This is a genomic window from Aneurinibacillus migulanus (assembly GCF_001274715.1).
Classification (GTDB): Bacteria; Bacillota; Bacilli; order Aneurinibacillales; family Aneurinibacillaceae; genus Aneurinibacillus; species Aneurinibacillus migulanus.
In genome coordinates this window covers 1,821,058-1,842,851 of record NZ_LGUG01000004.1, presented here as the reverse complement: position 1 = coordinate 1,842,851, position 21,794 = coordinate 1,821,058, and the positions used below count along the sequence as shown (strand labels likewise).

General features: G+C 37.8%; 26 protein-coding genes, 2 tRNA genes and 1 pseudogene. 13 read left to right on the top strand and 16 right to left on the bottom strand.

Features of this window, described 5'->3' with window-relative positions:
* A pseudogene (locus AF333_RS32705) lies at positions 1 to 487 on the top strand (sensor histidine kinase); the annotation flags it as partial.
* 289 nt (positions 488 to 776) lie between these two features.
* Positions 777 to 908, top strand: a complete 132-nt coding sequence (locus AF333_RS36760; protein WP_255322319.1) for a hypothetical protein — start codon at positions 777 to 779, stop codon at positions 906 to 908.
* A 466-nt stretch (positions 909 to 1,374) separates the two neighbouring features.
* On the opposite strand, the gene AF333_RS10865 is transcribed toward AF333_RS36760, so the two are convergent.
* Positions 1,375 to 2,466: a GerAB/ArcD/ProY family transporter gene (locus AF333_RS10865; RefSeq protein ID WP_235496339.1), complete on the bottom strand. Its 1,092-nt coding sequence runs from the start codon at positions 2,464 to 2,466 to the stop codon at positions 1,375 to 1,377.
* Between the two features lie 298 nt (positions 2,467 to 2,764).
* On the bottom strand, positions 2,765 to 2,968 hold the full coding sequence (locus tag AF333_RS10860) for an alpha/beta-type small acid-soluble spore protein (RefSeq protein ID WP_043064573.1): 204 nt from the start codon (positions 2,966 to 2,968) through the stop codon (positions 2,765 to 2,767).
* A gap of 554 nt (positions 2,969 to 3,522) precedes the next feature.
* On the opposite strand from AF333_RS10860, the gene AF333_RS10850 reads away from it, so the two are divergent.
* The 4 genes from AF333_RS10850 to AF333_RS33580 all read left to right on the top strand — a co-directional run bounded on the left by AF333_RS10850 (position 3,523) and on the right by AF333_RS33580 (position 5,698).
* Complete coding sequence (locus AF333_RS10850) at positions 3,523 to 3,855, top strand: hypothetical protein (protein ID WP_043064571.1); 333 nt, start codon at positions 3,523 to 3,525, stop codon at positions 3,853 to 3,855.
* A gap of 148 nt (positions 3,856 to 4,003) precedes the next feature.
* The gene (locus AF333_RS36755; RefSeq protein ID WP_268753612.1) at positions 4,004 to 4,129 is read left to right on the top strand and encodes a hypothetical protein; all 126 of its coding nucleotides are present in this window, start codon (positions 4,004 to 4,006) and stop codon (positions 4,127 to 4,129) included.
* 123 nt (positions 4,130 to 4,252) lie between these two features.
* Entirely contained in the window at positions 4,253 to 5,359 is a 1,107-nt protein-coding gene (locus AF333_RS10845) for a DUF418 domain-containing protein (RefSeq protein WP_052811819.1), read from the top strand.
* 168 nt (positions 5,360 to 5,527) lie between these two features.
* The gene (locus AF333_RS33580) at positions 5,528 to 5,698 is read left to right on the top strand and encodes a hypothetical protein (protein WP_235496337.1); all 171 of its coding nucleotides are present in this window, start codon (positions 5,528 to 5,530) and stop codon (positions 5,696 to 5,698) included.
* A gap of 1,554 nt (positions 5,699 to 7,252) precedes the next feature.
* Here the strand turns inward: AF333_RS33580 and AF333_RS10835 are convergent.
* Entirely contained in the window at positions 7,253 to 7,819 is a 567-nt protein-coding gene (locus tag AF333_RS10835; RefSeq protein ID WP_043064569.1) for a proprotein convertase P-domain-containing protein, read from the bottom strand.
* A gap of 595 nt (positions 7,820 to 8,414) precedes the next feature.
* Here AF333_RS10835 and AF333_RS10830 point away from each other — a divergent pair.
* A complete protein-coding gene (locus AF333_RS10830) occupies positions 8,415 to 9,497 on the top strand; it encodes a chymotrypsin family serine protease (RefSeq protein WP_043069132.1) in 1,083 nt (360 codons plus the stop codon).
* Positions 9,498 to 9,692: 195 nt separating this feature from the next.
* Here the strand turns inward: AF333_RS10830 and AF333_RS10825 are convergent, their stop codons facing one another.
* From AF333_RS10825 to AF333_RS10815, 3 genes are all read right to left on the bottom strand, one after another.
* A complete protein-coding gene (locus AF333_RS10825; protein ID WP_043069131.1) occupies positions 9,693 to 9,896 on the bottom strand; it encodes an alpha/beta-type small acid-soluble spore protein in 204 nt (67 codons plus the stop codon).
* 460 nt (positions 9,897 to 10,356) lie between these two features.
* A tRNA-Ala gene (locus tag AF333_RS10820) sits at positions 10,357 to 10,432 on the bottom strand.
* 13 nt (positions 10,433 to 10,445) lie between these two features.
* Positions 10,446 to 10,522: transfer RNA gene (locus AF333_RS10815), tRNA-Asp, on the bottom strand.
* 302 nt (positions 10,523 to 10,824) lie between these two features.
* Here AF333_RS10815 and AF333_RS10810 point away from each other — a divergent pair.
* Complete coding sequence (locus AF333_RS10810; protein WP_052812426.1) at positions 10,825 to 11,553, top strand: beta-propeller fold lactonase family protein; 729 nt, start codon at positions 10,825 to 10,827, stop codon at positions 11,551 to 11,553.
* A gap of 351 nt (positions 11,554 to 11,904) precedes the next feature.
* Positions 11,905 to 12,144 carry an AbrB/MazE/SpoVT family DNA-binding domain-containing protein gene (locus tag AF333_RS10805; RefSeq protein ID WP_043069130.1) on the top strand — a complete coding sequence of 80 codons (240 nt, stop codon included), beginning with the start codon at positions 11,905 to 11,907 and terminating at the stop codon, positions 12,142 to 12,144.
* 198 nt (positions 12,145 to 12,342) lie between these two features.
* Here AF333_RS10805 and AF333_RS10800 read toward each other — a convergent pair whose 3' ends face one another.
* Positions 12,343 to 12,828 (bottom strand): hypothetical protein, encoded by a 486-nt coding sequence (locus AF333_RS10800; protein ID WP_043069129.1) that lies wholly within the window; start codon positions 12,826 to 12,828, stop codon positions 12,343 to 12,345.
* Positions 12,829 to 13,711: 883 nt separating this feature from the next.
* Between AF333_RS10800 and AF333_RS10795 the strand changes: the two genes are divergently transcribed.
* Complete coding sequence (locus AF333_RS10795; RefSeq protein ID WP_043069128.1) at positions 13,712 to 13,918, top strand: hypothetical protein; 207 nt, start codon at positions 13,712 to 13,714, stop codon at positions 13,916 to 13,918.
* 525 nt (positions 13,919 to 14,443) lie between these two features.
* Here the strand turns inward: AF333_RS10795 and AF333_RS10790 are convergent.
* From AF333_RS10790 to AF333_RS33575, 3 genes are all read right to left on the bottom strand, one after another.
* A complete protein-coding gene (locus AF333_RS10790) occupies positions 14,444 to 14,632 on the bottom strand; it encodes a hypothetical protein (RefSeq protein ID WP_043069127.1) in 189 nt (62 codons plus the stop codon).
* Positions 14,633 to 14,878: 246 nt separating this feature from the next.
* Entirely contained in the window at positions 14,879 to 15,712 is an 834-nt protein-coding gene (locus AF333_RS10785) for a BRO-N domain-containing protein (RefSeq protein WP_043069126.1), read from the bottom strand.
* A 151-nt stretch (positions 15,713 to 15,863) separates the two neighbouring features.
* The gene (locus AF333_RS33575; RefSeq protein ID WP_158502550.1) at positions 15,864 to 16,031 is read right to left on the bottom strand and encodes a hypothetical protein; all 168 of its coding nucleotides are present in this window, start codon (positions 16,029 to 16,031) and stop codon (positions 15,864 to 15,866) included.
* 141 nt (positions 16,032 to 16,172) lie between these two features.
* Here AF333_RS33575 and AF333_RS10780 point away from each other — a divergent pair, with 141 nt between their 5' ends.
* Both AF333_RS10780 and AF333_RS34955 read left to right on the top strand, forming a co-directional pair.
* Positions 16,173 to 16,772 (top strand): hypothetical protein, encoded by a 600-nt coding sequence (locus AF333_RS10780; RefSeq protein WP_235356744.1) that lies wholly within the window; start codon positions 16,173 to 16,175, stop codon positions 16,770 to 16,772.
* A 164-nt stretch (positions 16,773 to 16,936) separates the two neighbouring features.
* On the top strand, positions 16,937 to 17,110 hold the full coding sequence (locus tag AF333_RS34955) for a hypothetical protein (protein WP_235496335.1): 174 nt from the start codon (positions 16,937 to 16,939) through the stop codon (positions 17,108 to 17,110).
* A 117-nt stretch (positions 17,111 to 17,227) separates the two neighbouring features.
* On the opposite strand, the gene AF333_RS10775 is transcribed toward AF333_RS34955, so the two are convergent.
* On the bottom strand, positions 17,228 to 17,629 hold the full coding sequence (locus AF333_RS10775; protein ID WP_043069124.1) for a hypothetical protein: 402 nt from the start codon (positions 17,627 to 17,629) through the stop codon (positions 17,228 to 17,230).
* A 428-nt stretch (positions 17,630 to 18,057) separates the two neighbouring features.
* Positions 18,058 to 18,387, bottom strand: coding sequence for a hypothetical protein (locus AF333_RS10770; protein WP_043069123.1), 330 nt, complete (start codon positions 18,385 to 18,387; stop codon positions 18,058 to 18,060).
* Positions 18,388 to 19,446: 1,059 nt separating this feature from the next.
* Between AF333_RS10770 and AF333_RS34950 the strand changes: the two genes are divergently transcribed.
* Positions 19,447 to 19,683, top strand: coding sequence for an AbfB domain-containing protein (locus AF333_RS34950; RefSeq protein WP_235496332.1), 237 nt, complete (start codon positions 19,447 to 19,449; stop codon positions 19,681 to 19,683).
* Positions 19,684 to 19,930: 247 nt separating this feature from the next.
* Here the strand turns inward: AF333_RS34950 and AF333_RS10755 are convergent, their stop codons facing one another.
* The 4 genes from AF333_RS10755 to AF333_RS10745 form a co-directional block, all read right to left on the bottom strand.
* Positions 19,931 to 20,293: an ArpU family phage packaging/lysis transcriptional regulator gene (locus AF333_RS10755; protein WP_043069120.1), complete on the bottom strand. Its 363-nt coding sequence runs from the start codon at positions 20,291 to 20,293 to the stop codon at positions 19,931 to 19,933.
* Between the two features lie 13 nt (positions 20,294 to 20,306).
* On the bottom strand, positions 20,307 to 20,528 hold the full coding sequence (locus tag AF333_RS32695) for a hypothetical protein (protein ID WP_139188861.1): 222 nt from the start codon (positions 20,526 to 20,528) through the stop codon (positions 20,307 to 20,309).
* Between the two features lie 174 nt (positions 20,529 to 20,702).
* Entirely contained in the window at positions 20,703 to 20,912 is a 210-nt protein-coding gene (locus AF333_RS10750; RefSeq protein WP_053432679.1) for a hypothetical protein, read from the bottom strand.
* A 202-nt stretch (positions 20,913 to 21,114) separates the two neighbouring features.
* Positions 21,115 to 21,450 (bottom strand): hypothetical protein, encoded by a 336-nt coding sequence (locus AF333_RS10745; protein ID WP_053432678.1) that lies wholly within the window; start codon positions 21,448 to 21,450, stop codon positions 21,115 to 21,117.
* Positions 21,451 to 21,794: the final 344 nt, after the last annotated feature.

Below are 21,794 nucleotides of genomic sequence, written 5' to 3'. Positions count from 1 at the left end.
GATGCTTTTGCATCTTATTTACGGGTCAGCTTTGATTTCCTGAACTCGGGGGAACTGGTCACCCTTTCTCATGAACTGGAGCTTGTTAGTGCCTATCTATATATCGAGAAAGAACGGTTCGAAGACAGGTTGTTCGTCACATGGGAAGTTGATCCAAACATCGACTTGCTTCTTCCTCCGCTTACGATCCAGCCACTGATCGAAAACGCCGTTAAACACGGTATTCCTAGTCAAGTCAAGGGTGGTACAGTTCCGAATTACCCGTCAGGATGGTTCCACGCTTTTTGAAGTAAGGGACGACGGCAAAGGTATGGAGCAAGAAAAGGTTCAACAAATATTAGATCTGAGGATGAGAGACAAAAGCGGCATTGGACTATCTAATACGAATCGACGTCTGACGCAAATGTACGGTAAAGGCCTGTCCATCCATAGCAAACTAGGCGAAGGTACAATAGTGTCATTCATTATTCCAGACCCAAATAAGTAAAGAGATGCAGGAAATTTAAGAGCTACATAAACAAGTGTAAAAGATAAAATTATATTAAAATTTTATAATGAACTGTGTTCTACTTCTAAAAACACTCACTTTATACTTGAAAATAAGTATCCTTATTTATGAAGCATTTATAGTTTTGAGCGTGTACTATCCAAACACCAACCATCAACTTTCTATTTTTGATTTCTAGCCCTCGGGCTCTTCTTTTTCACCATAAAACAGAACGAACATTCCCTTTTTGCAGTTTACTCATATCATTCACATGGAGGAGGTAATTTTCATGAAAGGACATGCAAATATCAGCATTACATTGAACACCTACTCTCATGTACTCCCTACTACGCAAGAAAATTTAGCCCGAAACTTTAACACAGCTGTGCAAAATATCAAAAAAATCGCTTTAGTATGCTAAAGGTGGGCAAAATGTTCGCAAATAACAATTCCGAGAAATCAAAAAGAGCTAAAACCCCTTGTATATTAAGGGATTCCAGCTACTTGTTTTCAGTATCTGACTATACTTCCACTTTAATTCGATTACTGTATTATAGGTAAATAGCAAAAAACAAAGTTAAATAACTCTTATTTTATGTGAGATGAAATTAAAATCGTTAAAGTTAAAACAATGTAAAAAAATAATTTGGTTTGCAACGTTTGCAATTGAAAACCCGGCATAATCGCCGGGGCTTTTTTAACTCACTCGCTTTTCATTTACTGATCACATTGTCAGCACATTTTCAACAGAGAAATATCGGGTCGCTCTCCGTTTGAAACAATATGCTCGAATCTTTTCGTCCTTCACTGATAGCGATTATATATTCTAACGATATAGCTCTCTACCTCTGTTTAGCCATATGACACTTCTTTGTCCTGCTTTTAAACTATGCCCTTTGTCTATTCAAATACTGATGAGCTGTGATATACAAAAAAAGGACAACTGGAAAGGCATAGGCAACAGTAATACCAGTCCAGCCCCACCATGTACGCAAGGTTTCAAGCTCCTTATAGTTTATCTTATGAAAAAATGAAGTGAAAAATAAGCCAAGCAACAAGATATATATGGGTAACTGCCAATCTTTCTTATCAAAAATTTGCTCTACACTCTTTGTTACTGAAAAAGCATAAGGAATAATAGATGTTGAAAAAAGGTAAAGAAAAAAAGACAAAAAGATGATCTCAAACCGTTCAAGAAAGGGGAACTCAATGGGTTTTACCAGCCTAAGTGTCGTCCATATATATTGGGTAATCTCATCCGGACTAAAATAAGAAAAACAAGCAAGGGTAATCAAAAGGTACAGAATGAGGGATAGACTATTCGCAATCACAATTCCCCTTGCTGCCATCTGTTTGTTTTTTAAATAAGGGTAAAGAATAAAGGCCATTTCAAAGCCGAAAAATACTAATACGGTGTTTTTGGCTGCGTACAGAATAGGACCTATCCCTTCTTTTATCATGGGTAATAAGAAAACTGAATGTGCATCTCCTAATGATATTAATAACAATAACGGCATCCAAAGTGTAAAGAAAAAAACAAACACTGCATAACGCCCCACTATCTGAGCCCCACTACGAATAACCATATAAATAGGGATTATAAAGAGAAAGACTAATACATAACTGGGTGTTTGAGCCACAATTGATACCCGAAGAACCACGACTGTAAAGTAGAGAAGCACAATAACAGACATAAGGGAATATAGTCCCCAGATAATCATGCAAGCTTTTCCTACCCATTTCCCGAAATATCGCGTGAGCACTTGAAGAAAAGTTTCTCCTGGATACTTTGCCATAATGCTTACAATACATAAGCTTACAATCATGGTTATAATCGAACCGATGATGACAGAAATCCATCCATCCGTACCTGCTACTGCTGCGACATCGGAAGGAAGTGTGAGGACATCTTGCCCCATTTGTACTCCGTGAATGGTTAAGATATATTGAGTTAATGTTATACTCTTCTTCTCTGTCATACTCATTCATCCACTCCGCTTCGCACTATGAAAAACAAAGCATCCATCTCCCTCTTCCCCTACATCCGTTAATATGAAGAATAAAGAATGAAAATATACCCAAGATATGTAATCGAAAAAAACCACCATCCATACGCCTACATATACTCGTTTTCGACTGTTCATTACTGTGCATAAAAATTAAAAATCCTCTAAGGTATTTCCTCAGAGGACCTGACTGTTCCCTAACGCTGACTTTCCTAATTATAAGTTATGCAGTCATTCTAACATGGTGTGTCTTTTTAACGCAGAACAGTAATTACTGAATACGCCCACCTAGTTGCTGTTCCGCCATTTGAACAAGGCGCTTTGTGATTTCGCCACCAACAGAACCATTTTGGCGAGAAGTTGTATCTGGGCCAAGTTGTACACCAAACGAAGAAGCAATTTCATACTTCATTTGGTCTATTGCTGTACGTGCTTGTGGAGCAACTATTTGGTTTCTGCTTTGTCGTTGAGCCATGGTGTAATTCCTCCTATGGAGAATGATGGTTATTGCTGATCTTAAAATTCCTCATAGGAAAGAATTTATACATAGAAAAACAAAAAAGCCTCGCCATCCATACGGACAACGGAGTTTATTGTTTTATTCTTTCTCCGTTGTCCCGGTAATGATAGGGGGAAATATACGGAGTTAAGGTATGGGGTTATACCATGGGGTTAACCCCATACTAAACATCACAGTTTACCCCCATGATTTTTATGTAAATATCCATTGAAAACACTGGGTTTATGATGTATAAATCATTGTGATAAAAATCAAAAGATATAGGCTGAGTAATTTCATACCCAAAAAATTTAAAAAGCGGTCTAAAAAATAATCAGGAAAACAGTCGCTAAAATGCAGAAAAAACTCGTCATCATGAAGCATTATCTCTTGCCTTATGTGAACAATTTAAATTGCAACAATATGAATAAAATATATTTTTTGGACTTCGACAAAATCCCCCTTACTTCTACAAAATATATGTGTTACCTTTTTATAGTGGTTTTACAAAATAAAGGGATAAATAATCGATGAATAAGAAGTTAGTAGCTATGTCTTTGACCGCTATGTCTATTTTAGGAGGTATGTCTGCTGTATCAGCAACGCCAATGATACCGGAAATTAACGAGTCATCTCCCGCTACAAATGTACAAGTAGAACCTTTGGAAGTTACTAAGCGTGTTCAATTAAAAGTAAACGCCAAATACGAATTAGCCAGTTCAAATTATCGTGTAGTGTCAGGAGATACTAGGTATATTGGTTCATCAGGCAATATGGTATGGTTTACGGCACCAGGTACATATGTGCTGCAAGTCGATGGTTGGTTTAGTGATACTGAATACGTTTTTAATGTAACAAAATAATTAAAGGTTAATTAAAAAAAGAAGCTGATTACCTACTTTATATAGATAATCAGCTTCTTTCGTTTACTGTATATCGATAGAAATTTCTATTGATTATTCAAAGTCAACATTTCTTCAGTGGCCTTATACTGACCTATATACATCTGGTTTGATAAATCGACAAATTCTTGTGGTGAGAGGTAAGAAAAGAATGAAAAAATTAGAGGCTGGAAAAAGACACGCTGGCCTTTCTTCTATCGGAGCGCAGGGCGCATCCAACTTCTTCTTTCTCTGACCTTCCTACTTCCAACCACGCTACCATGTCAAAATATCAAGTGTAATTTATATAGGTGGTTTACCGCGTAATAAATACAGGTACTAAATAGCCATTTGATAAATTTCAAGAAAGGAAGAAGAAATGGATCTAAAATCAATTTATAAGGACGAACGTAATACTTCCATTGATATCATACGTGGAGTAGCTCTTTTTGGTATATTACTTGTTAATATGCCTAGTTTTGATCGGAATCATTTTGGAGCTAGTTATTTAGGAATAGATGCTTTTATTAGGCTTTTATATGACTTGTTTATTCAACAAAAATTTTATCCCATATTCTCTTTTTTATTTGGCCTAGGTTTTTATATATTTATGTCACGAGCGGAATACCGGGGGCAACAAAATATTTATTTTCTGTTTACACGTCGCCTTCTTGTTTTACTACTTTTTGGCATAATACATCAGATGATGTGGCAAGGTGATATCCTAAAAGAGTATGCGATATATGGATTTATACTTATCCCTTTTTATAGACGAAGAACAAGAACTATTTTACTATTCACCTTTGTATTAACACTTGTGTATCTAATTATGATGAATAAAATTGATATAGGAATTCATTTTGATCCTATGTTTTCAATGCCTATATTGATCATGTTGTTGTTAGGAGTTTATGCTGGAAAGAAACAAATACTTATAAATATATCTAACAATTTAAACTTAATTTATAGTATCCAGATTGTTTCTTTTGTAATTAGCATCCCTGCCTTATATGCAATTCTAAGAGAATTTCTATTCAGACCAGAGGATTCTTTTGCTTTTGTAGATTCGGAAATTGTTGCTTTTAGTGCAATTCCGCTATCGATATTTTATATTTCAACATTTATTTTGTTATTAGAACGAAAATTCTTTCTGCGAATTTTAAAGCCTTTTGGATACGTAGGTCGAATGTCGCTTACTAATTACTTATTACAAACTTTAATCGGTTTAACTTTAGTTAAAATATTTAAAATGAATTTAAATGCTTCAATGATAAAAGATCTTTTTTTGGCTGTTATAATTTATGGGGTTCAAATCGGATTAAGTTTTTTATGGATAAGAAAATTTCAATATGGTCCTTTGGAAAAACTGTGGCGTTTTTTAACTTATAGTCCGATATTTGGAGCAGCAACGAGAAAAAACAGAGGACAAACTATATCTAATGTGGAACCAATCAACAATAAACAGACTAAAAACAATAAAGTGTAAAAAGGAAAAATGTGTATTGGTTCGTTCGCTTATACTAGGGGGAGTGGCAGGAATGTTGTCATAGACGGCAAAGTAGAATAAATATAGAAACTGTCCAAGTTTTTTCGTAGTTTCTTCATGTTCGATGTGGTGAATAAAAACTGACTTATATGTAATGGGGTAATAATGATGTGGTGGGTTTCTGCCGTTGTAATTATTTGTCTTATTGCATATGCTGTTTTTTCAAAACCAGTTAGAAAGCTAAGAAGAACAGAAGACCTGGTTAAAGAAAATGGATACAGCCCTGCAACTGATCCTATCCATCCTCCAAATCCAAATAGTGATAACCGCATGCCATAGCGTCCGATGGTAATCAACATGTAAACCATTTAACTAAAGCAACAACAATGTCCCACCGTCCATATGGACAGCGGGGCATTGTCATTATCTATTTCCCTTTGTAAAAATAACTTCCCTTGTTGCTTGCTTCCACTCCAAGTTATAGCCAAGAACTTCCACGATCTCCCTTGATTGAGCATATCCTGTCTCACCAATGATGATAGTGGTTTCTAACGTCCCTTTGCCCAGCGGTTGTTCTTTAGTTAATCATCGCTATTACTAAGTTTAGAACCGCCATGGCGAAAAGAACCAGCCATGTCACTAGGCCATTTATGGTCCTTTTTTTGTAATGATACAAGTAACTAACACTTGTCCTACTGGTGTTACATATATTGTGATAACTAGAAAAAAAGGAAGTGATAGAATGTCTACTAGATGTAAAATCAACAAATTAAGATTTCGGGGAAAACAATCTACATTAAAATCAAAAAAATCAAGACCTAACTATACAAGAAAAAAAGAAATGGTTAAACGTCGGACTAGAGCTAGAATCGCCCAAGTTCGAAATGCAGGATTCGAGGATGCTACGTTTTTTCCCTGGCGTGATGTAGGTAATGTTTTCTTATCTAGAATTCGACCTAACATAGGAAGACAGCATGCTCGTTTTGAAGTTGCCCCAAATCGCTCTGCTTCGCTAACTCAACTTGTATTTCCGGGACGACCAGGTCCAACTGCTTGGTATAGACTAATATTTTTTGCTAATTCCCCCAGTACTACTGGTGTCCTTCAGGTTAGCCTTTTAGGTACTTTACATCCAGGCAGAGTAATTCCGCTTCTAAACATTCCTACTAGTAGATACCAAATGTTTAGCATCACCTTCCCTGCAAGCGCTTTGAGAGGGCGCTCGAGTTTCGAGTTAGAGTTTCGAGTAAACGCAGGAGCACGAATTGGGATTTTAAACCTCGACACTGTTGTTATCGTTCCTGTATAGGTGTAGTAGTATCCTCCTTATTCACTAACATTAATGAGTTCCATCAAATATTAAATTTATTAAATATAGAATAATTCACAATATGTAAACTGTTTAGCTAAACACAAATAGCCTCGCCATCCATACAGACAGCGAGGTATTATTTTGTATAAAACAAAGAAACCTTTCGTTTTATCCCGAAAGGTTTCTGATTTGTTCCCATATCGTTCAATCGTCTTATTCTTTCTTCGGTTTCCCGGTATACTAGGATACTACACCAACACCAATAACGGTATAGCCCCCAATTCTATAGACCTTGAGAAACAACATTATTACCTAGTCAAACGAAAACCCGGCTAATCGCCGGGGCTTTTTTAACTCACTCGCTTTTCATTTACTATTTACATGCTTTGGTGATGAAAGAAGAACAGTGTAATCTCTTTCTCAGAAAAAGGGTAAATCCAGCCAAGCATTAGGGGCACCACTCATGTTACTTACCAACAAAATAAAACCCTTCTACCAGATTAGGCAGAAGGGCAGACTGTTCCTTGTGAAGTAGAAGACTTAGTTGGCCCTAGAAAATGAGCTGTTATTTTGATTCGGTATTAACAGCCAAAGCGAGTAAAGCAAGTTTCAGTGGTAATCGTCAAACTCCAACCACCAGCGATACTACCTTGGTCCCCTTCCACGTTGTCGACAACAAAAAGACTCCATATACCATTCGGGTTTGTAGAGTTGAAAACACTTAACATTTCTTGTGGTGCGGGTGGTGGAAAGGGATCGGTTGGTTTGAATGCACCTGACATGATTTGTCCTTCATTTGGCAATGTACTTGGCGCATTGTCATCAAATGTAATTGTCACGTTGGTGATACCATTATCACCTCCCGCATCCGACATGAGGATGACACGCTGTCCATTCGGTCCAACGAGTAGGATATCAACATCTTCTGGAAAGGAGTGGCTGAAATTGCTAAGTGTTACTGTTACCTTACTAATTGTACCCGTTAAGCCTGAGACAATAATGTTAGATGGGTAAGGTGTAGCCGGACCGAATAGAGGTATGATAATCGGGGTAGGATTTGTAAATGTGGCCGTGTTCGTTACACATGTTGGACGCGGCGAGATAGGTGGGCATATTATTACAGGAGTACCGGGTCTACATAAGAACATAATTGTTCACCTCTCTTTTTTAATACTTAATTTTTTTATTATTACTATCTTATTCTCGTATTTTATAGATGGTGCAGCCTGTCCTACTAGAATAAGTCCAATTTGAAGTACAACGTCCGATAATTTACAATACGTAAACCATTTAACTAAACATAAATAGCCCTACCATCCATATGGACAGCGGGGCTTAATCGTCTTATTCTTCCTTCACTTTCCCAGTATACCCGGATACTACACCAACACCAATACAAGCGTAACTGATAAGGTCTAGCCCCAAATTCCACAACCCTTAAGGAACAGTATTATGTGGTCAAACAAAAACTCGGCATAATCGGAGGCCACCGAAAATCTAAGGTTATTTTCTCAAGAACTCAATTGATTCATTAAAAAAGATGACTCCCATTCAATTTTATGGACAGTAACTCGAATAACGGACTTTTTTTAAGTGTTCATTATTCGGGTTACTGTTCAAATTGAGGGATTATACCTTTTTTATAAGAGGACTTTTTCAGCAGCCTCGAATAATTTAGGCTTTTGCTCAATTCATGCTCGAAAGTTTATGCATACACTGCTCCTATAGAAAGGAGTGATCTGGGTGGCAACTTTTTATGAGGCCTACAGAGCGAAAGAATTTTTATCAAAAAGAATGTTGAAAAGAAAAGGAATTGTCGGAATCGGGGTGGGATATGCCGATCCCAAACACCCTAATAAAGGGGCAGGTATTAATGTTTATACGGATAAAATCGGACCTGCAGCGAAACGTAGATTGTTAAATGCTTTAAACGCAGCCATTAGCATAAAAAAAACACCTGTTCCTATGCGTCTAATCACAACGGGGCCAGCATTCGCAACGGCAGCTCCCTCAGCGGGAGCGATCACACAGGCTGAATATAGGAGAAGAGTACGACCCGTACCTGCCGGCTATAGTGTATCGGGATTAAATGGTGGTGCTGGGACGGCAGGACTGATTGTCAGTCGCGACGGACAATTATTTCTTGCTAGTAACAATCATGTCTTGAGTATAGATAATTTTCATACTACGCCTACTGTTCAACCAGGCCAAGCTGATGGCGGAACAGTAGCAAACGATCATATTGGTCGCTTGCATGAGTTTGTTCCATTAAGAAGGGTCGGAAACAATTATCTCGATGCTGCTACCTCCCTTCCTCGCAATAACCGTCTTCTAGATCCAAGATATGGTGTAGATCGAAGAACCGTTCAGGGTGTGTTACTCCCTAGCGTAGGTTCAAGAGTTTTCAGTGAATCTCGAACATCTGGAAGGAGACCTGGGGTAGTTGAATCGGTTAATACGGATATACTAGTTCGATATGGAGACCCATACAGGGATTTATTAGGAACAATCCAGTTTAGAAATCAAACCATCATCAGAGGTCATTTTGCGGAAGGTGATTCTGGAGTTGTGTGGCTCCAAGATACCTCTTTCGGAGGAACACAAGCGGTAGCGATGTCTTTTGCTGGATTTAACCTTGGCACTCGTTCGATTTCCTTCCCAATGTCATGGTTCAATCAGGCTTTCCGAACTCAAGTCGCCCAACCAGGTGGGCGAACCGCACACATACGAAAAATTAATGTCAGGGGTAATTATAAATATGCGCAACCATTAACCAAAAAAGAGCTCAACAGCATTAAGGTCGTTAGGGCAGCAAGAAGGAAGTAGACAAATTATCTTGTAATTTCCGTTTAAAGTAGTAGGCTCGACTCTTTCTATAATGAAAGAAAAAATTATTACCAAAACAAAAAAACCTCCAAGGCATTCCCTCGGAGGATTTGACTGTTCCCTAACGCTGACTTTCCTAATTATAAGTTATGCAGTCATTCTAACACGGTGTGTCTTTTTAACGCAGAATAGTAATTACTGAATACGCCCACCTAGTTGCTGTTCCGCCATTTGAACAAGGCGCTTTGTGATTTCGCCACCAACAGAACCATTTTGGCGAGAAGTTGTATCTGGGCCAAGTTGTACACCAAACGAAGAAGCAATTTCATACTTCATTTGGTCTATTGCTGTACGTGCTTGCGGAGCAACAATTTGGTTTCTGCTTTGTTGTTGAGCCATAATGTAATTCCTCCTATGGAGAATGATGGTTATTGCTAATCTTAAATTTCCTCATAGAAAAGGAATTATACATAGAAAAACAAAAAAGCCTCGCCATCCATCTGGACAACGGAGTTTATTGTTTTATACTTTCTCCGTTTTCCTGGTAATGATAGGGGGAAAACCAATAACGAAACCCTTCTACCAAGTTAGGTAGAAGGGTAGACTGTTCCTTATGAAGCTGTAGCGTGTAGCATAACAACATATGCCAACCGCCTTGTATTTAGAACTGTTTTGCTTTTTGGAGCACCACCAACAAAGTACGAAAAATATACGCTAAGATGAAATGTTAAAAAACAAGAGTATTCAAGGGAAAAATTTAATTTATAGAGGGAGGAATGTCTGATAATACAAGTTGTGTAAAAAAGACCTCTGTTCTGCCAATTAAGCTACACCGGCATGTTTATGCTTTATGGAGATATGGTGGAGGTAAGCGGGATCGAACCGCTGACCTCCTGCTTGCAAGGCAGGCGCTCTCCCAACTGAGCTATACCCCCATATTGTTTTAAATGGCGGAGCCGACGGGACTCGAACCCGCGACCTCCGGAGTGACAGTCCAGCGTGAACTCCAACTTCACCACGGCTCCGTGTTAAGAAATAAATGATATGGTTGTGGGGGCCGAACTTGAACCTGCGACCTTTTCTGTCCACTCAGAAGAGGTCTTTGGATGTATATTCTAAAGGCAGCCAAGGATCTACATACATTATTCTATGACTCTTTGTTATATCGGAAACGGTAAATAACCTATGTGATACATACAATTTAGAGTGTAACGTCCAATAATGTCGCTTATGACAATAACAGCAAGCCTGTTTTATTTAGTAGCCTATTCCATTCAATCCCATTCTGCATTCTTTATCATAAGACTTGCAAAATGGAGGTGGAAAATTGGCTACAGCCTATGTAACGAATTCAGAATCCAATACCGTTTCGGTAATCAATACGCAATCGAACCAAGTGATTGCTACGATCCCTGTTGGAGAGCTTCCTGACAATATAGTGATTACTCCAAATGGCAGGCGTGTCTATGTAACAAATGTACTTCCTAGTACCATTTCAGTAATTAATACGCAATCGAATCGAGTGATTGCCACGATACCTGTTAGGGGTACTGGAGATTTAGCGATTACTCCAAATGGCAGGCGTGTCTATGTCTTAGATGTATCCTTCGAGACCGTTTCAGTAATTAATACTCAGTCGAATCGTGTCATTGCTACGATCCCTGCTATTCCTTTTCCTTGGGGGATAGTAATGACTCTAAATGGAGCACGTTTCTATGTAACGCATCCCAGATTCGATGCCGTCTCAGTAATCAGCACGGAATCGAACCGGGTTATTGCCACGGTACCGGTTGGAAGACGTCCTGGTGATATGGGAATTACATCCAATGGAAGACGAGTCTATGTGGTGAATAACCTCTCTAATACCGTTTCAGTCATTAATATGCAATCGAATCGTGTCATTGATACGATCCCCGTTGGAAAAGTTCCTGTAGGGATAGCTTTTACTCGAACTCGTTTGTCCCGATCCTTAGTAAAAGGTCGTAAAAAGGTTGTTCGTTTATCCCGCCCCTTAATAAAACGGCATAAAGGTTTATATAGTCCTTTTATGAAATAGGAACCTACTAGTAGAGTAAAGAGAACGTCCAATAATCTTCCTTATGGTAAACTTACCAACAACAAAAACCCGGAATTTGGCCAAATTCAGCCGTTTTCTGGGTTTTTATACTTGGGGAAATAGGCAAGCAAATGGTGTTTTTGCCTGGTATGTGCTCTCCGTTTTTCACTGGATTGCTTATTTTTACTACCTTGTTTAGTGCATGTTTTCTACTTTCGTTGATACTACACCTTTTATTCTTTATCCCAAATAAATATATAGTCAGGTTTCAGCTTTATTTATCATAAAACAATATCCTTTTTGTGAGTTATATTATAAAATTATGTAAAAATAAGGAAAAGGGGGTTAGGGATGGGGGCTACTGGAATTATACGTAAATTGGACGAGCTTGGAAGAATCGTTTTGCCAATGGAATTAAGGCGTAAATTCGGAATTGCCGAAAGAGATGGCTTAGAGATTTTTGTAGATGAAGAGTGCATCGTCTTACGAAAATATGAACCAGCCCGCATCTTCTGTAATTCTGCATCAGACGTCATCGCATACAAGGGTAAGAAAATTTGTGTTTCCTGTTTTGATGAAATGAAGAATTAATAAAAAAGGTTTCCACCGTCCAGAACAGGATATGGGTAGCGGAAATCTTTTTCTTTTTATAGTTTACAGTGGTAGAGGAATAAAGAAATAGGGCACAAAACAAAAGTACCCGGCACAGGGTGATTGATTTACAATACGCAAACTGTTCAACTAAACACAAATAACCCTGCTTTCCATATGGATAACAGGGCAGACCAATCATTCACTTCGTTGAATATGAAACATGATTTCTTCAATGTTTTCTAATAAAAAATCTAAACTTTCTGCTGGTGTTAATACTATATCCGGAATCATCTCCTCAGCCAAAGCATTTAAGATGCGAATGTGAGATTCGGATACAATAAGTTCGAATTTGGTTTTTGGCATGAGTTTGAACTCTTCTGTGCATCGTTTGCAGATTTTTGGATTCTTCGCTTTTCGGAAAAATTCTTTGGGCTTCCATGTTGCGCAGCGCTTGCAAAGGATATGACCGTCCACTGGTGTGAAAACGTCGTCCTCCTCATCGTCTATTTCATTCGCAAAGACGCTATCCATATCAATCCCTTTGCCGAATGGAATCACTTCTATTATTTCCAACGAAGTATCTCCAAACAATTCCTTTATCGATTCTTCAGCCCAATCAGGAAATTCATTTGAGTTATCTTTATTTCGTTTTGGAAAATGGATAATGTTATTTTTCTTCAATTTCAATCCTCCTAACAAAAATGTATTTCAGTATACCGATCAAACTTTCCAAAGTGGGCATCGTTTTTGAAAAATTTTTTTGCCAACGATAAATCAGTATAGAAACAGCTTCAGGATTCCGTATAGAATGGGGTATAGATTCCCCAAAAGTTTTATCTTTGTTTGATTTAGATATATATAGAATGGTTATTTTAGCGCTAGGATGTTGAATTCCACTACATATGAGAATGAAAAAAGAGTTAGGGTAGAAGTAGGTATTCCTTTTGCAAACCTCTACTGATTTTTACTACGCTTGTAGGTGTCTCGCCAACAAAACGCGAATTTTGTACGTTAAGGAACGTCCGATCAGGAGTACCGGGTCTGCATATGAACATAATTGTTCACCCCCCCTCTTTTTTCTACATACTATGAAAGGTTGTCCGATTCTGTAACGGCCCGTGCACATATCTATCGTCCAACTAGAATTTTAGTCAGTGAATGTCCGATAGTCTTCAAAATGTAAATTAAAGCACTACTCTAACCTTAACTGGATAGCCGTTTTGCCTTGTCCAAGAGTATTGTTTATAACGGAGATTAAATAACTTTCTTTAAATTATTAGCAACAGTAATATGGGAATATATGTAAATATATGAAAAGGGGGAGAACATATGGAAAACCGATGTTTTTTTTCTTCTAGTTGGCCAAGCGACAAGAAAGAATGCCGTACTACCCGAAATAGCAGAACAAAGCGACACTTACTTAAGAACAAATTTACTTTTATTAGATAGGGATGAAGAAGTAAGCTTACAAATTAATAAACTCCTAGAAGAAAATAAATCTACAGATTTAAACAGCAGTTATTCAGTTGACTATTTGACTGAATTCCGAAGATTATCTGATAGAATGAAATATTTGTCAGAGAAAATGAAAAAAGTAGCTGAAATCGAATTAAAGGTACATCCATTAACTAATGAAAAGTACATATATGTAAAAGAAGGTACTGAGCTTGTTAAGGAATTTTACTATAAAGATGGTGTGCTTCTTGAAGGCTTTTATAGGTTTATGGAAGATTTTTCAGACAAGCTATTCCGTAAACAAAATAATTCTTAATATATAGAACGTCCGATAATTTGCATTATGGTAAACCGATCGATCAACAAAACCCGGAATTTGGGCAAGTACCAGCGTAGCTGTTATAAACCGCAAACGTATGTAAATAAACGGAAAATGTATCAAAACCGCTGTAACCACAACGATTCACAGAAGTTCCTACTACACTTTTGTAATCGGAACTTGAACATTCTGGCAGTCACAAAGCCGAAAAATCAATTTGAAAACAGGCTTTGCGTAAAGATTTTGTTCCGATACTGGGGTACGGAAACGATTCGCGGATTGAGGGGCCACTTTGGAGAATATAACCAAAAAAAGGATTAAGCTTAATATTTTGATTTCTGCATTCAAAAAGTGATGTATAAAAGACATTTTAGTTCGTTGAGAAGACACTTTTTTAAATCATAGTCTTATTTAACCTTATCGATAGGGTTTACCCTATTGGGATAAATATATGTAAGAAAATGGGTTGTGTAGTGTTTGTTTTGTGAAAGAGAAAAGGAAAAGCCACTCCGAAGAGTGACCTTAATCATTACTTTTGGAAATTGTTCTTCCATCGATTAATCTGATAGCGTCTGGTTCAACTTTGTTGAGTATAATTTGAATCCTATCATCATTTTCAAAAATAAGCTCTATCGATTCATCAACCATTCCCTTATCAATGAAGTTAACATCTTTAACTTTTTGTCCCTTTAAATCTAAAAAGCTTAACAAGTAATCACCCCCCCCGTCAACTTATTCGACAGGAGGGATATATTTCCTCTTATCAATCCGTTCTTTTATTCTACTGCTCTCTACATTTTTCTTAACGCTCACCTGTTTTGATGAACGTTACTGTATAATCTACTTAACATGGATAGTGACAGGGTTGCTGTCATAGACCGCAAAGTAACTCATGATACCTCTAAAATGGCCTAGTGAGACGGTTCCTACTCTAGTCCGTCAGATAGTTTCCATATCTTAGGTATTTTTTATCTCCGCATTTAGCAAATCAATTAATCTAGCTCGCCCTTTTTCGTTATATACGAATGAACGGACCTGTTTATCGTGACCTCTTGCTTTATCAAGTATCCATTTTCCATACTCTGATGTTTTTAGGTTGTGTTTATTGGATAAGCGCCCAATCTTATTAGCTGTAACATCCATTTCTTCTGCGATTTCCGTTGCTGTAAACAGCACTGGCACATCTGGCTTCGGTAAAATCGGTGCCCCTACAAGGACCTCTGTTGCACCGGATAAAAGCAATTGAACAGACTCATCTGATAGCGTCCCTTTAAATTGACCAGCAATTTGTGTCATAAGCTTTGCTTGGCGTGTACGAGCGTTTAATTCCATCGCCTTTGCACGAATAAGTTTTTCTTCTTTATTTTCCGGTTGCATGATTTTTATTTTTCCCTGACGAATTCCTTTGAGTAGCTCAGTTACCCGCCGTTGGAATTGTACTGCTTTGGGCAAGTCACTTGCCATAAGGAACATATACAAACCGTTTTCATTAATAATATTGATTTCTTGAGTACCGCCACTAGGTAGGGTCAATTTGACCCGCCCCCTAAAACCCTCAAATCGTTCAGTATTTCGCTTTAATACCGTACGAGCATAATCAGAGGGATTACTTGCACCAATGGCAGCCGCCACTTCACCAGGAACGAACCAAGCCTCTTGTTTTCCATCCCAGTCTGCTCCGTTATGATTCAGCACTCGTACTTTATGATCTTCAAATTGAATTAAGTCCATTTGATTCATCCCTTCTTTAACATTAATGACAAATAAAAAGATTCCCATGTATCTCGTCATACATTCTCCCCACCTGCTAGATGGTTCCAATATAGCAGCTACCTATTTATGCTTCTTTAAATGACAAGAATGTAAAGAATCGTCTACTTTGTAAGCTAATTTCTAAATAGAAGACAAACAAAAAAAGACTCCCCTTAGTGGTTAGTCTTCGTTAATTAACTTCCGCCCCTGGCTTGTATTGCAAACGCAGCTCCTGGATAATCTCTTCTACTACATCATCAGCAAAGTGATCATAATGTGTATCCAATCCTGCTTTCTTCGCTTCTACAAGATGGCCGTAAAATTGAACGAGTAATGCGCTCCTGATAGGGTTATTCATCTTCCTCATCCCTTTCTGTTTTTCCGCAATTGGGCCAAATACTTGATTAACGTATTGTGAAAATAGTGGAAGTTTGACACAATTATTATTAAGCTAAAAAAGTATTCTTAGAAGAGCAACGCTTTTTGAGGTGTCAGAATGATGAAGTTAAAAAGCAAAATACCGGACTTTATTTTATGTTTAGTCTTTGGAATGTCTTTGGGGATAATATCCAAATATTTGGATACCATCGCGGTTGATGGAAGTTGGTGGACGTATATTCTCCACTATTTTGCAGATTTATTTACAAGGTTAGGTATTTGGGTATTGATTGGGACAATTATAGCTGCATATAGTAAAACACTAATAAGAGCTGCTATTAATACGTTTATATTCTTTATAGGAATGTTAATAAGTTATTATATATATTCAGCTTATTTATTTGGATTTTTTCCAACGAGTTATTTTATACTTTGGGGCAGTATAGCACTAGTATCTCCTTTACTAGCAATTATTGTTTGGAAAGCTAAAAATAATATACATCTAGCTTTTATCTTACCAGCCTTACCAATGGGATTATTGTTAAGTCTTTCTTTAGGAATGGGTTTATTCTACGTGTATTTATCTTATATTGAAGAATCAATTATGTATGTTGTTTTATGTGTAATCTTTTACAAAGAGCCTAAACAAATGACCATATCAGTTGTTTTTTCATTTGTTGTTGCCTTTATTTTTAAACAAATAAGTCCATTTGATTTTTGAATTTAGTCGTGACAAGGTTCCTGTACGATTTAATGCGTTACATCGTCCTCATTCCTTTCTTGTTTATGAGTCCCGTCTCTCTTCCGTACGGTAGATGACGCATTATCCCGCCCGACTAAAAAAGCCACCTGTCGGCGACTACTTTTTTACTATATACATCTGATTTGATAAATCGACAAATTCTTGTGGTGAGAGATAAGAAAAGAAGGAAGGGCGGTGGGCGGGAGCGGTCGGAAAAAGACACGTCCGCCTTTTTTCTGCCGGGGCGCAGGGCGTATCCACCCTCTTCTTTCTCCATCTCTCCTATTTCCAACCACGCTACCATGTCAAAATATTAACTGTAACTTATATAGTTCGTATGTAGTTTCGAATATATCTGACTTGCAAGGATACTTCTCACCTTTTAATCAACATAAAACAAACCATATTCAGCTGAATATGGTTTGAAAAAAATATTAGAAAGGTAATTTAACACTTACACTATTATCTGCAAGTTTAATTCCAAAAGGTCCTGTAATTATATAATGAAGCTCAATACTATGCTTCCCATCCTCACTTACAGTAGCAGCAATTATAAGAGATGCTTTTCCTACACCGTCGATTCCAAAGTTTACGGAAGCAGGTTCACCAAGTTGATATTGTACAGCTGCAAGAGTTACTCCTGCATACTGAATAACGACTTTACCTTCCAAATTTGCTGGGTTAATATCTAAACAAGCAGAAATACCAAAAACTAAAGATATACATTTGGAAAAAAGTTCATTTCGCTCATAAGATTCCTGTGAAAAATCGTGTAGAAAATGTTGTTTTTGCTGCCACTTGATTTCTGTCGGTTCTGTCGGATTTGCATTAGCCATTTTATTCCTCCTTAAAAACTATTGTATAAATTACACAAAAATGGATTATAATCAATTTCCAATATTGTAACATTTTCGTTAATAGTTTTCTCTAAATAAATATAGATGTTAAGTCCATATAAAGCACCGCCTTAAAAACTAACTTTATCCGCGTATTTATCAGCTAACCAATCAAAAAGGCGACCTATCATATTGAATGGGTACGCAATACAACGCAACAAGATATATGGGATTAAGAGTAGATGCATCAGGATTCCGATTCCCTCAAAAGGATTGAACATGTCATCACTTATCCTTCTTTACGCCTATCGACGACGATATTCTCGATAATATTCATATGTGATTTCTAGCCCTATAGAAAATCCGCATAGAAGGGAAGTAGGTACAATGAGTAGTAACCACCATGCACTAATCATTGCGCTCTCTTCCTACCTCTCTTCATGTTCCGTTTCTTCTGCTCCCACCGTAGTCTTTCCCGCTCCCGATGAGCTCTCACGCATTCTTCCCACCCCGCTTTTGGATGAGGCATTGTAATAACTAGATGCCGCACAGACGGTTGTTTTTGCTCCATAAAAGTAACCCCCACATTTCCTCCATAACCACATAGCTTCTCTGTTTTCCTGTTCCTTCTTTAAATTACTTGATTGAATATCCGCAACTATCGCTTTAATTTTTGCCCATTGCTCTTGTATGTTCTTTTTAAATGTGTCCAGGTCAGCCAATGAAAGGATTGCTATAACTACATCTTTAAATCCCAAACATATCCGCCTCCCTTGTTTTCTACCAACGAAAAAAGCGCAGCTATATGGCTCCGCTCCTTTAATTGATATCCCTAATATTTATCATCAGGGTCAGTATGTAGATAAGGTGTATCGCCTCTTATAATCACCCAGGAGGAATAGCCAGGATTACAGAGTCGATTGCTCCATTGTTTCAGCAACCTTTGCAGAACCTTTCTATTCTGCTGTCCCCGTGGCTCTATTGGCGCAATACTGCTTAAGCTCCAGCTGCTCCCCCCGTTTATCGGCCGCAACCTTCATCGCTATTCAATACACCCGAGTACGCCCTTGATAAGGGAAAGGCGCTGTCTCCCAAGGAATGTTTTTCCTTAGGTATAAGCGTACAAATTTCCCAAATAAAAAAAGGTACCCTATTTTGGTGCCCCAAAAGGTACCCCATTTTTCCAACATTCGTCCAAATAGGCTTGATGACAGGGTTCTTGCTGTAGATCGCAAAGTATTTCTAAAAATAAATGTTTTATTTAGGTTTTTATGCAATTTTAGGAACAATACAATACTCAAAAAACCCTTATATATCAGCAATGTATAAAATCCTGCATAAACGATCATTTCAGACATACTGAAACCCCTTGGTGTCCAAGGGGTCTTCTGTTTCGGAACTTCCACAAATTATGATTATGTTTACCAATAATGTATATCAAATACACTCATTGAATATAATATCTATGGGTTTTTTAGTATACCGATAATATGCTAATGTTGACTCGATCTTCGAGCTTTTTATTCTACTTTTTTGCATAAAAAAAACAATTTATAAAACTATGGAGGGGTAATATGATTATCTCACTGGAATCCTTAAATATTCCGGGTCATTTCATCAGTCGCTATAACGGTTTATTTGGGGCAATCAATCCAGTCCCAAGCTTAGCACACAAAAGGGCAGCCACTTTTATTTGGACTGGTGATTGGTATTATGGAGCGAGAGGAATGCTTCGTGATTTATATAACCCCCAATGGGGTTTCCGACATCGAAACTTTCGTTTAGAGTTTACAGAACTTCCTGACCATACTACTCCTATGCAACCACAATTAGTAGCCGACTCAACTTTTGAATTAAGACGCGGACAAGCAAACTGGACAAATCCACAAATGGTCTCGTTCCTATCAGTTAATTTTCCAAACCGGTTCATTCGCCACCGAGATTTGCAGCTCTGGGTCGAGCCTGCACCATGGGACCAAGAGCCAGCAAGGTCGGATGCCACGTTTATAGTCCGTCAGCCCCTTGCTATTCCAATAGTTCCACCCCTTACGTGAGTCGGAACTTTTCGCATCTAAGACAGCATTTTAAATCGATACTTTCCACGCTGCTACCTATAAGTTCTATTTCTAAGAATAAAATAGGAACTTCTAACAGTTGCTTAATTAAACAAGTAAAGGATCTTTCACTCGAAGATCCTTTTTTGATACCGATAATACCTGATTATGTTAACTCGAAATTACTTTTAGAAATACTTTGCGATCTACAGCAAGAACCCTGTCATCAAGCCAAATAGAAAAGCACTCAGATAATTCCGAGCGCCTTGGCCAGATGAAATATTGCGGTTTTCTTTTTCTTATAGTATGTGCTTTTTTTCATACTTAGTTCAGTGTAAACATTAATATCTTTTGCGTCAGTTGAATTAATGTACTTCCTTTCGATTATATCCCTCTCAATAGGGTCCAACGCTTCCCACAATGCCCTTTCTATTTGTCTATACTTAAGCATATTTTCGCTATCGCATTGTTTTAACGTAGGGAAGAGATTAATAATACCGGCTTTTTTCTGTTCCTCTACATTCCTCATATTTACCCTTGAAGCGCGATACTCGCATAATTCTTCTATAACCAAATCCTGTACATCCTTGCTCAAATGTTTCACTCCCATAGATAAACCCCCCTTAAGAATGGCGTGTCTGTCTAATTGCTCCGCGACGGCGTGTATAGGCCGATCCGCGCATTAAACGCTCGAATTCCTCACGTTCCCTTTCCTTACGACTTGGCACATATACCGTAGGCAACTTGTCTTTTACTGGCCCCGGCTGCTCCGTCCTCTCTGGCGTCTGCCGCATCTTGTTTAACTTCCTTCTTTTATCTGGCGTGAGTAGGTCCTCAAATCGCATTCTGTATCCCCTTTTTCAAATAAAAAGAGGATACCGCCTTTAATAAGCCTGTAGTAATGTACATAACCCCGTTTAGGCTTAGTAAAAGTGGTATCCTCTTATATTTGATCAGATATATAGATTTACTTTGCCATCTACATCACCACCCATCTCTAAGGCAAAATAAAAAGCCGTTCAATATGAACGACTTATCCAATCAGCAAATATATATAATCCATATAGGGATGTACCAGCCCATAAAATACGACGAAGTATCCGATAAGGTACAAATATTCCAATCAAAAGAAGAGCTACTCCTAAGGCAAATACCCATACTCCTAGCTTTAATGCCATGGTATTTAACCCGCCTGTATCTACGGTAAGATTTAACCCTTTCAAAAACATCTGCATCCCTCCTATGACTCTGTTCGACAAGCGGAAAGCCTTTCCTTCATCTGTAACGCAAAGTTTTAACGTTACAAGCCAACTAACGAAACGGCATTAGATGAAGCAACTGTTTTGTTACGCTGTTTCGCTGGCTCGTTTGTAACGTTACGCAAAATAAAAAGCCACTCTGAAGAGTGATTCTATAGACACATCTATATAATTACACTTTAAAATTTATAGCGAGTGGTTTATTAGGATCTTCTGCAACTTTTCGTTCCTTCAAAGGCTTTGCATTAGGATTTTCTGGCCTATCAGTTTTCTTTTCAGATGGGGTTGCCTCCTTTCTCAACTCTTTCTGCAACGCAACCTTCTCCATATAAAGTTGAGAAATCATCCTGATTCTTTGTTTTGGATTAATAGAAGAATTATTACGCAATGCTTTTATCTCTTTATCAATCTCATCGATTCTTCGCTGAATCCTATTTATTCGTTCCTTTTCTTTTTTATCAGGAGGCAGTAAGGCCGTAATTGTTTGAGCGTCTATGGGAACTTTCATTCTGCACCTCAAATCCATTTATTTTTAATTATCGGAACTTATCATAGTTTGTTGAGACTCTTTTATCTTGTTGGACATTCACATCATCTCCAAGGCAAAATAAAAAGCACCATATGGGTGCTTCAGAGTGTGGAGAAACCCCATTTATGAAAATAGAGATTTTCCACTTAAAAATTTGACGCCTCAGATTCGCCTGTACGGGTTTCTAGAGGCATAGGGAGACATTTTTGCACCCCCTAAAATCATCAAAATTAGATCGAGATTTTTAAAAAACCACTTTCTCGACAGCCTGAAGCCGTTTCCAAACTGGAACGGCTGCTTCAGTTTACAAAACAGGTATTATC

What these genes read in the sequence shown, in the direction of transcription:
- AF333_RS36760 (WP_255322319.1), top strand. Translation starts at nt 777, where the DNA reads ATGAAAGGACATGCAAATATCAGCATTACATTGAACACCTACTCTCAT.
- AF333_RS10865 (WP_235496339.1), bottom strand. Translation starts at nt 2,466, where the DNA reads ATGACAGAGAAGAAGAGTATAACATTAACTCAATATATCTTAACCATT.
- AF333_RS10860 (WP_043064573.1), bottom strand. Translation starts at nt 2,968, where the DNA reads ATGGCTCAACGACAAAGCAGAAACCAAATAGTTGCTCCACAAGCACGT.
- AF333_RS10850 (WP_043064571.1), top strand. Translation starts at nt 3,523, where the DNA reads ATGAATAAGAAGTTAGTAGCTATGTCTTTGACCGCTATGTCTATTTTA.
- AF333_RS10845 (WP_052811819.1), top strand. Translation starts at nt 4,253, where the DNA reads ATGGATCTAAAATCAATTTATAAGGACGAACGTAATACTTCCATTGAT.
- AF333_RS33580 (WP_235496337.1), top strand. Translation starts at nt 5,528, where the DNA reads ATGTGGTGGGTTTCTGCCGTTGTAATTATTTGTCTTATTGCATATGCT.
- AF333_RS10835 (WP_043064569.1), bottom strand. Translation starts at nt 7,819, where the DNA reads ATGTTCTTATGTAGACCCGGTACTCCTGTAATAATATGCCCACCTATC.
- AF333_RS10825 (WP_043069131.1), bottom strand. Translation starts at nt 9,896, where the DNA reads ATGGCTCAACAACAAAGCAGAAACCAAATTGTTGCTCCGCAAGCACGT.
- AF333_RS10805 (WP_043069130.1), top strand. Translation starts at nt 11,905, where the DNA reads ATGGGGGCTACTGGAATTATACGTAAATTGGACGAGCTTGGAAGAATC.
- AF333_RS10795 (WP_043069128.1), top strand. Translation starts at nt 13,712, where the DNA reads ATGAAATATTTGTCAGAGAAAATGAAAAAAGTAGCTGAAATCGAATTA.
- AF333_RS10785 (WP_043069126.1), bottom strand. Translation starts at nt 15,712, where the DNA reads ATGACGAGATACATGGGAATCTTTTTATTTGTCATTAATGTTAAAGAA.
- AF333_RS33575 (WP_158502550.1), bottom strand. Translation starts at nt 16,031, where the DNA reads ATGAATAACCCTATCAGGAGCGCATTACTCGTTCAATTTTACGGCCAT.
- AF333_RS10780 (WP_235356744.1), top strand. Translation starts at nt 16,173, where the DNA reads ATGAAGTTAAAAAGCAAAATACCGGACTTTATTTTATGTTTAGTCTTT.
- AF333_RS10775 (WP_043069124.1), bottom strand. Translation starts at nt 17,629, where the DNA reads ATGGCTAATGCAAATCCGACAGAACCGACAGAAATCAAGTGGCAGCAA.
- AF333_RS34950 (WP_235496332.1), top strand. Translation starts at nt 19,447, where the DNA reads ATGCAACCACAATTAGTAGCCGACTCAACTTTTGAATTAAGACGCGGA.
- AF333_RS10755 (WP_043069120.1), bottom strand. Translation starts at nt 20,293, where the DNA reads ATGGGAGTGAAACATTTGAGCAAGGATGTACAGGATTTGGTTATAGAA.
- AF333_RS32695 (WP_139188861.1), bottom strand. Translation starts at nt 20,528, where the DNA reads ATGCGATTTGAGGACCTACTCACGCCAGATAAAAGAAGGAAGTTAAAC.
- AF333_RS10750 (WP_053432679.1), bottom strand. Translation starts at nt 20,912, where the DNA reads ATGTTTTTGAAAGGGTTAAATCTTACCGTAGATACAGGCGGGTTAAAT.
- AF333_RS10745 (WP_053432678.1), bottom strand. Translation starts at nt 21,450, where the DNA reads ATGAAAGTTCCCATAGACGCTCAAACAATTACGGCCTTACTGCCTCCT.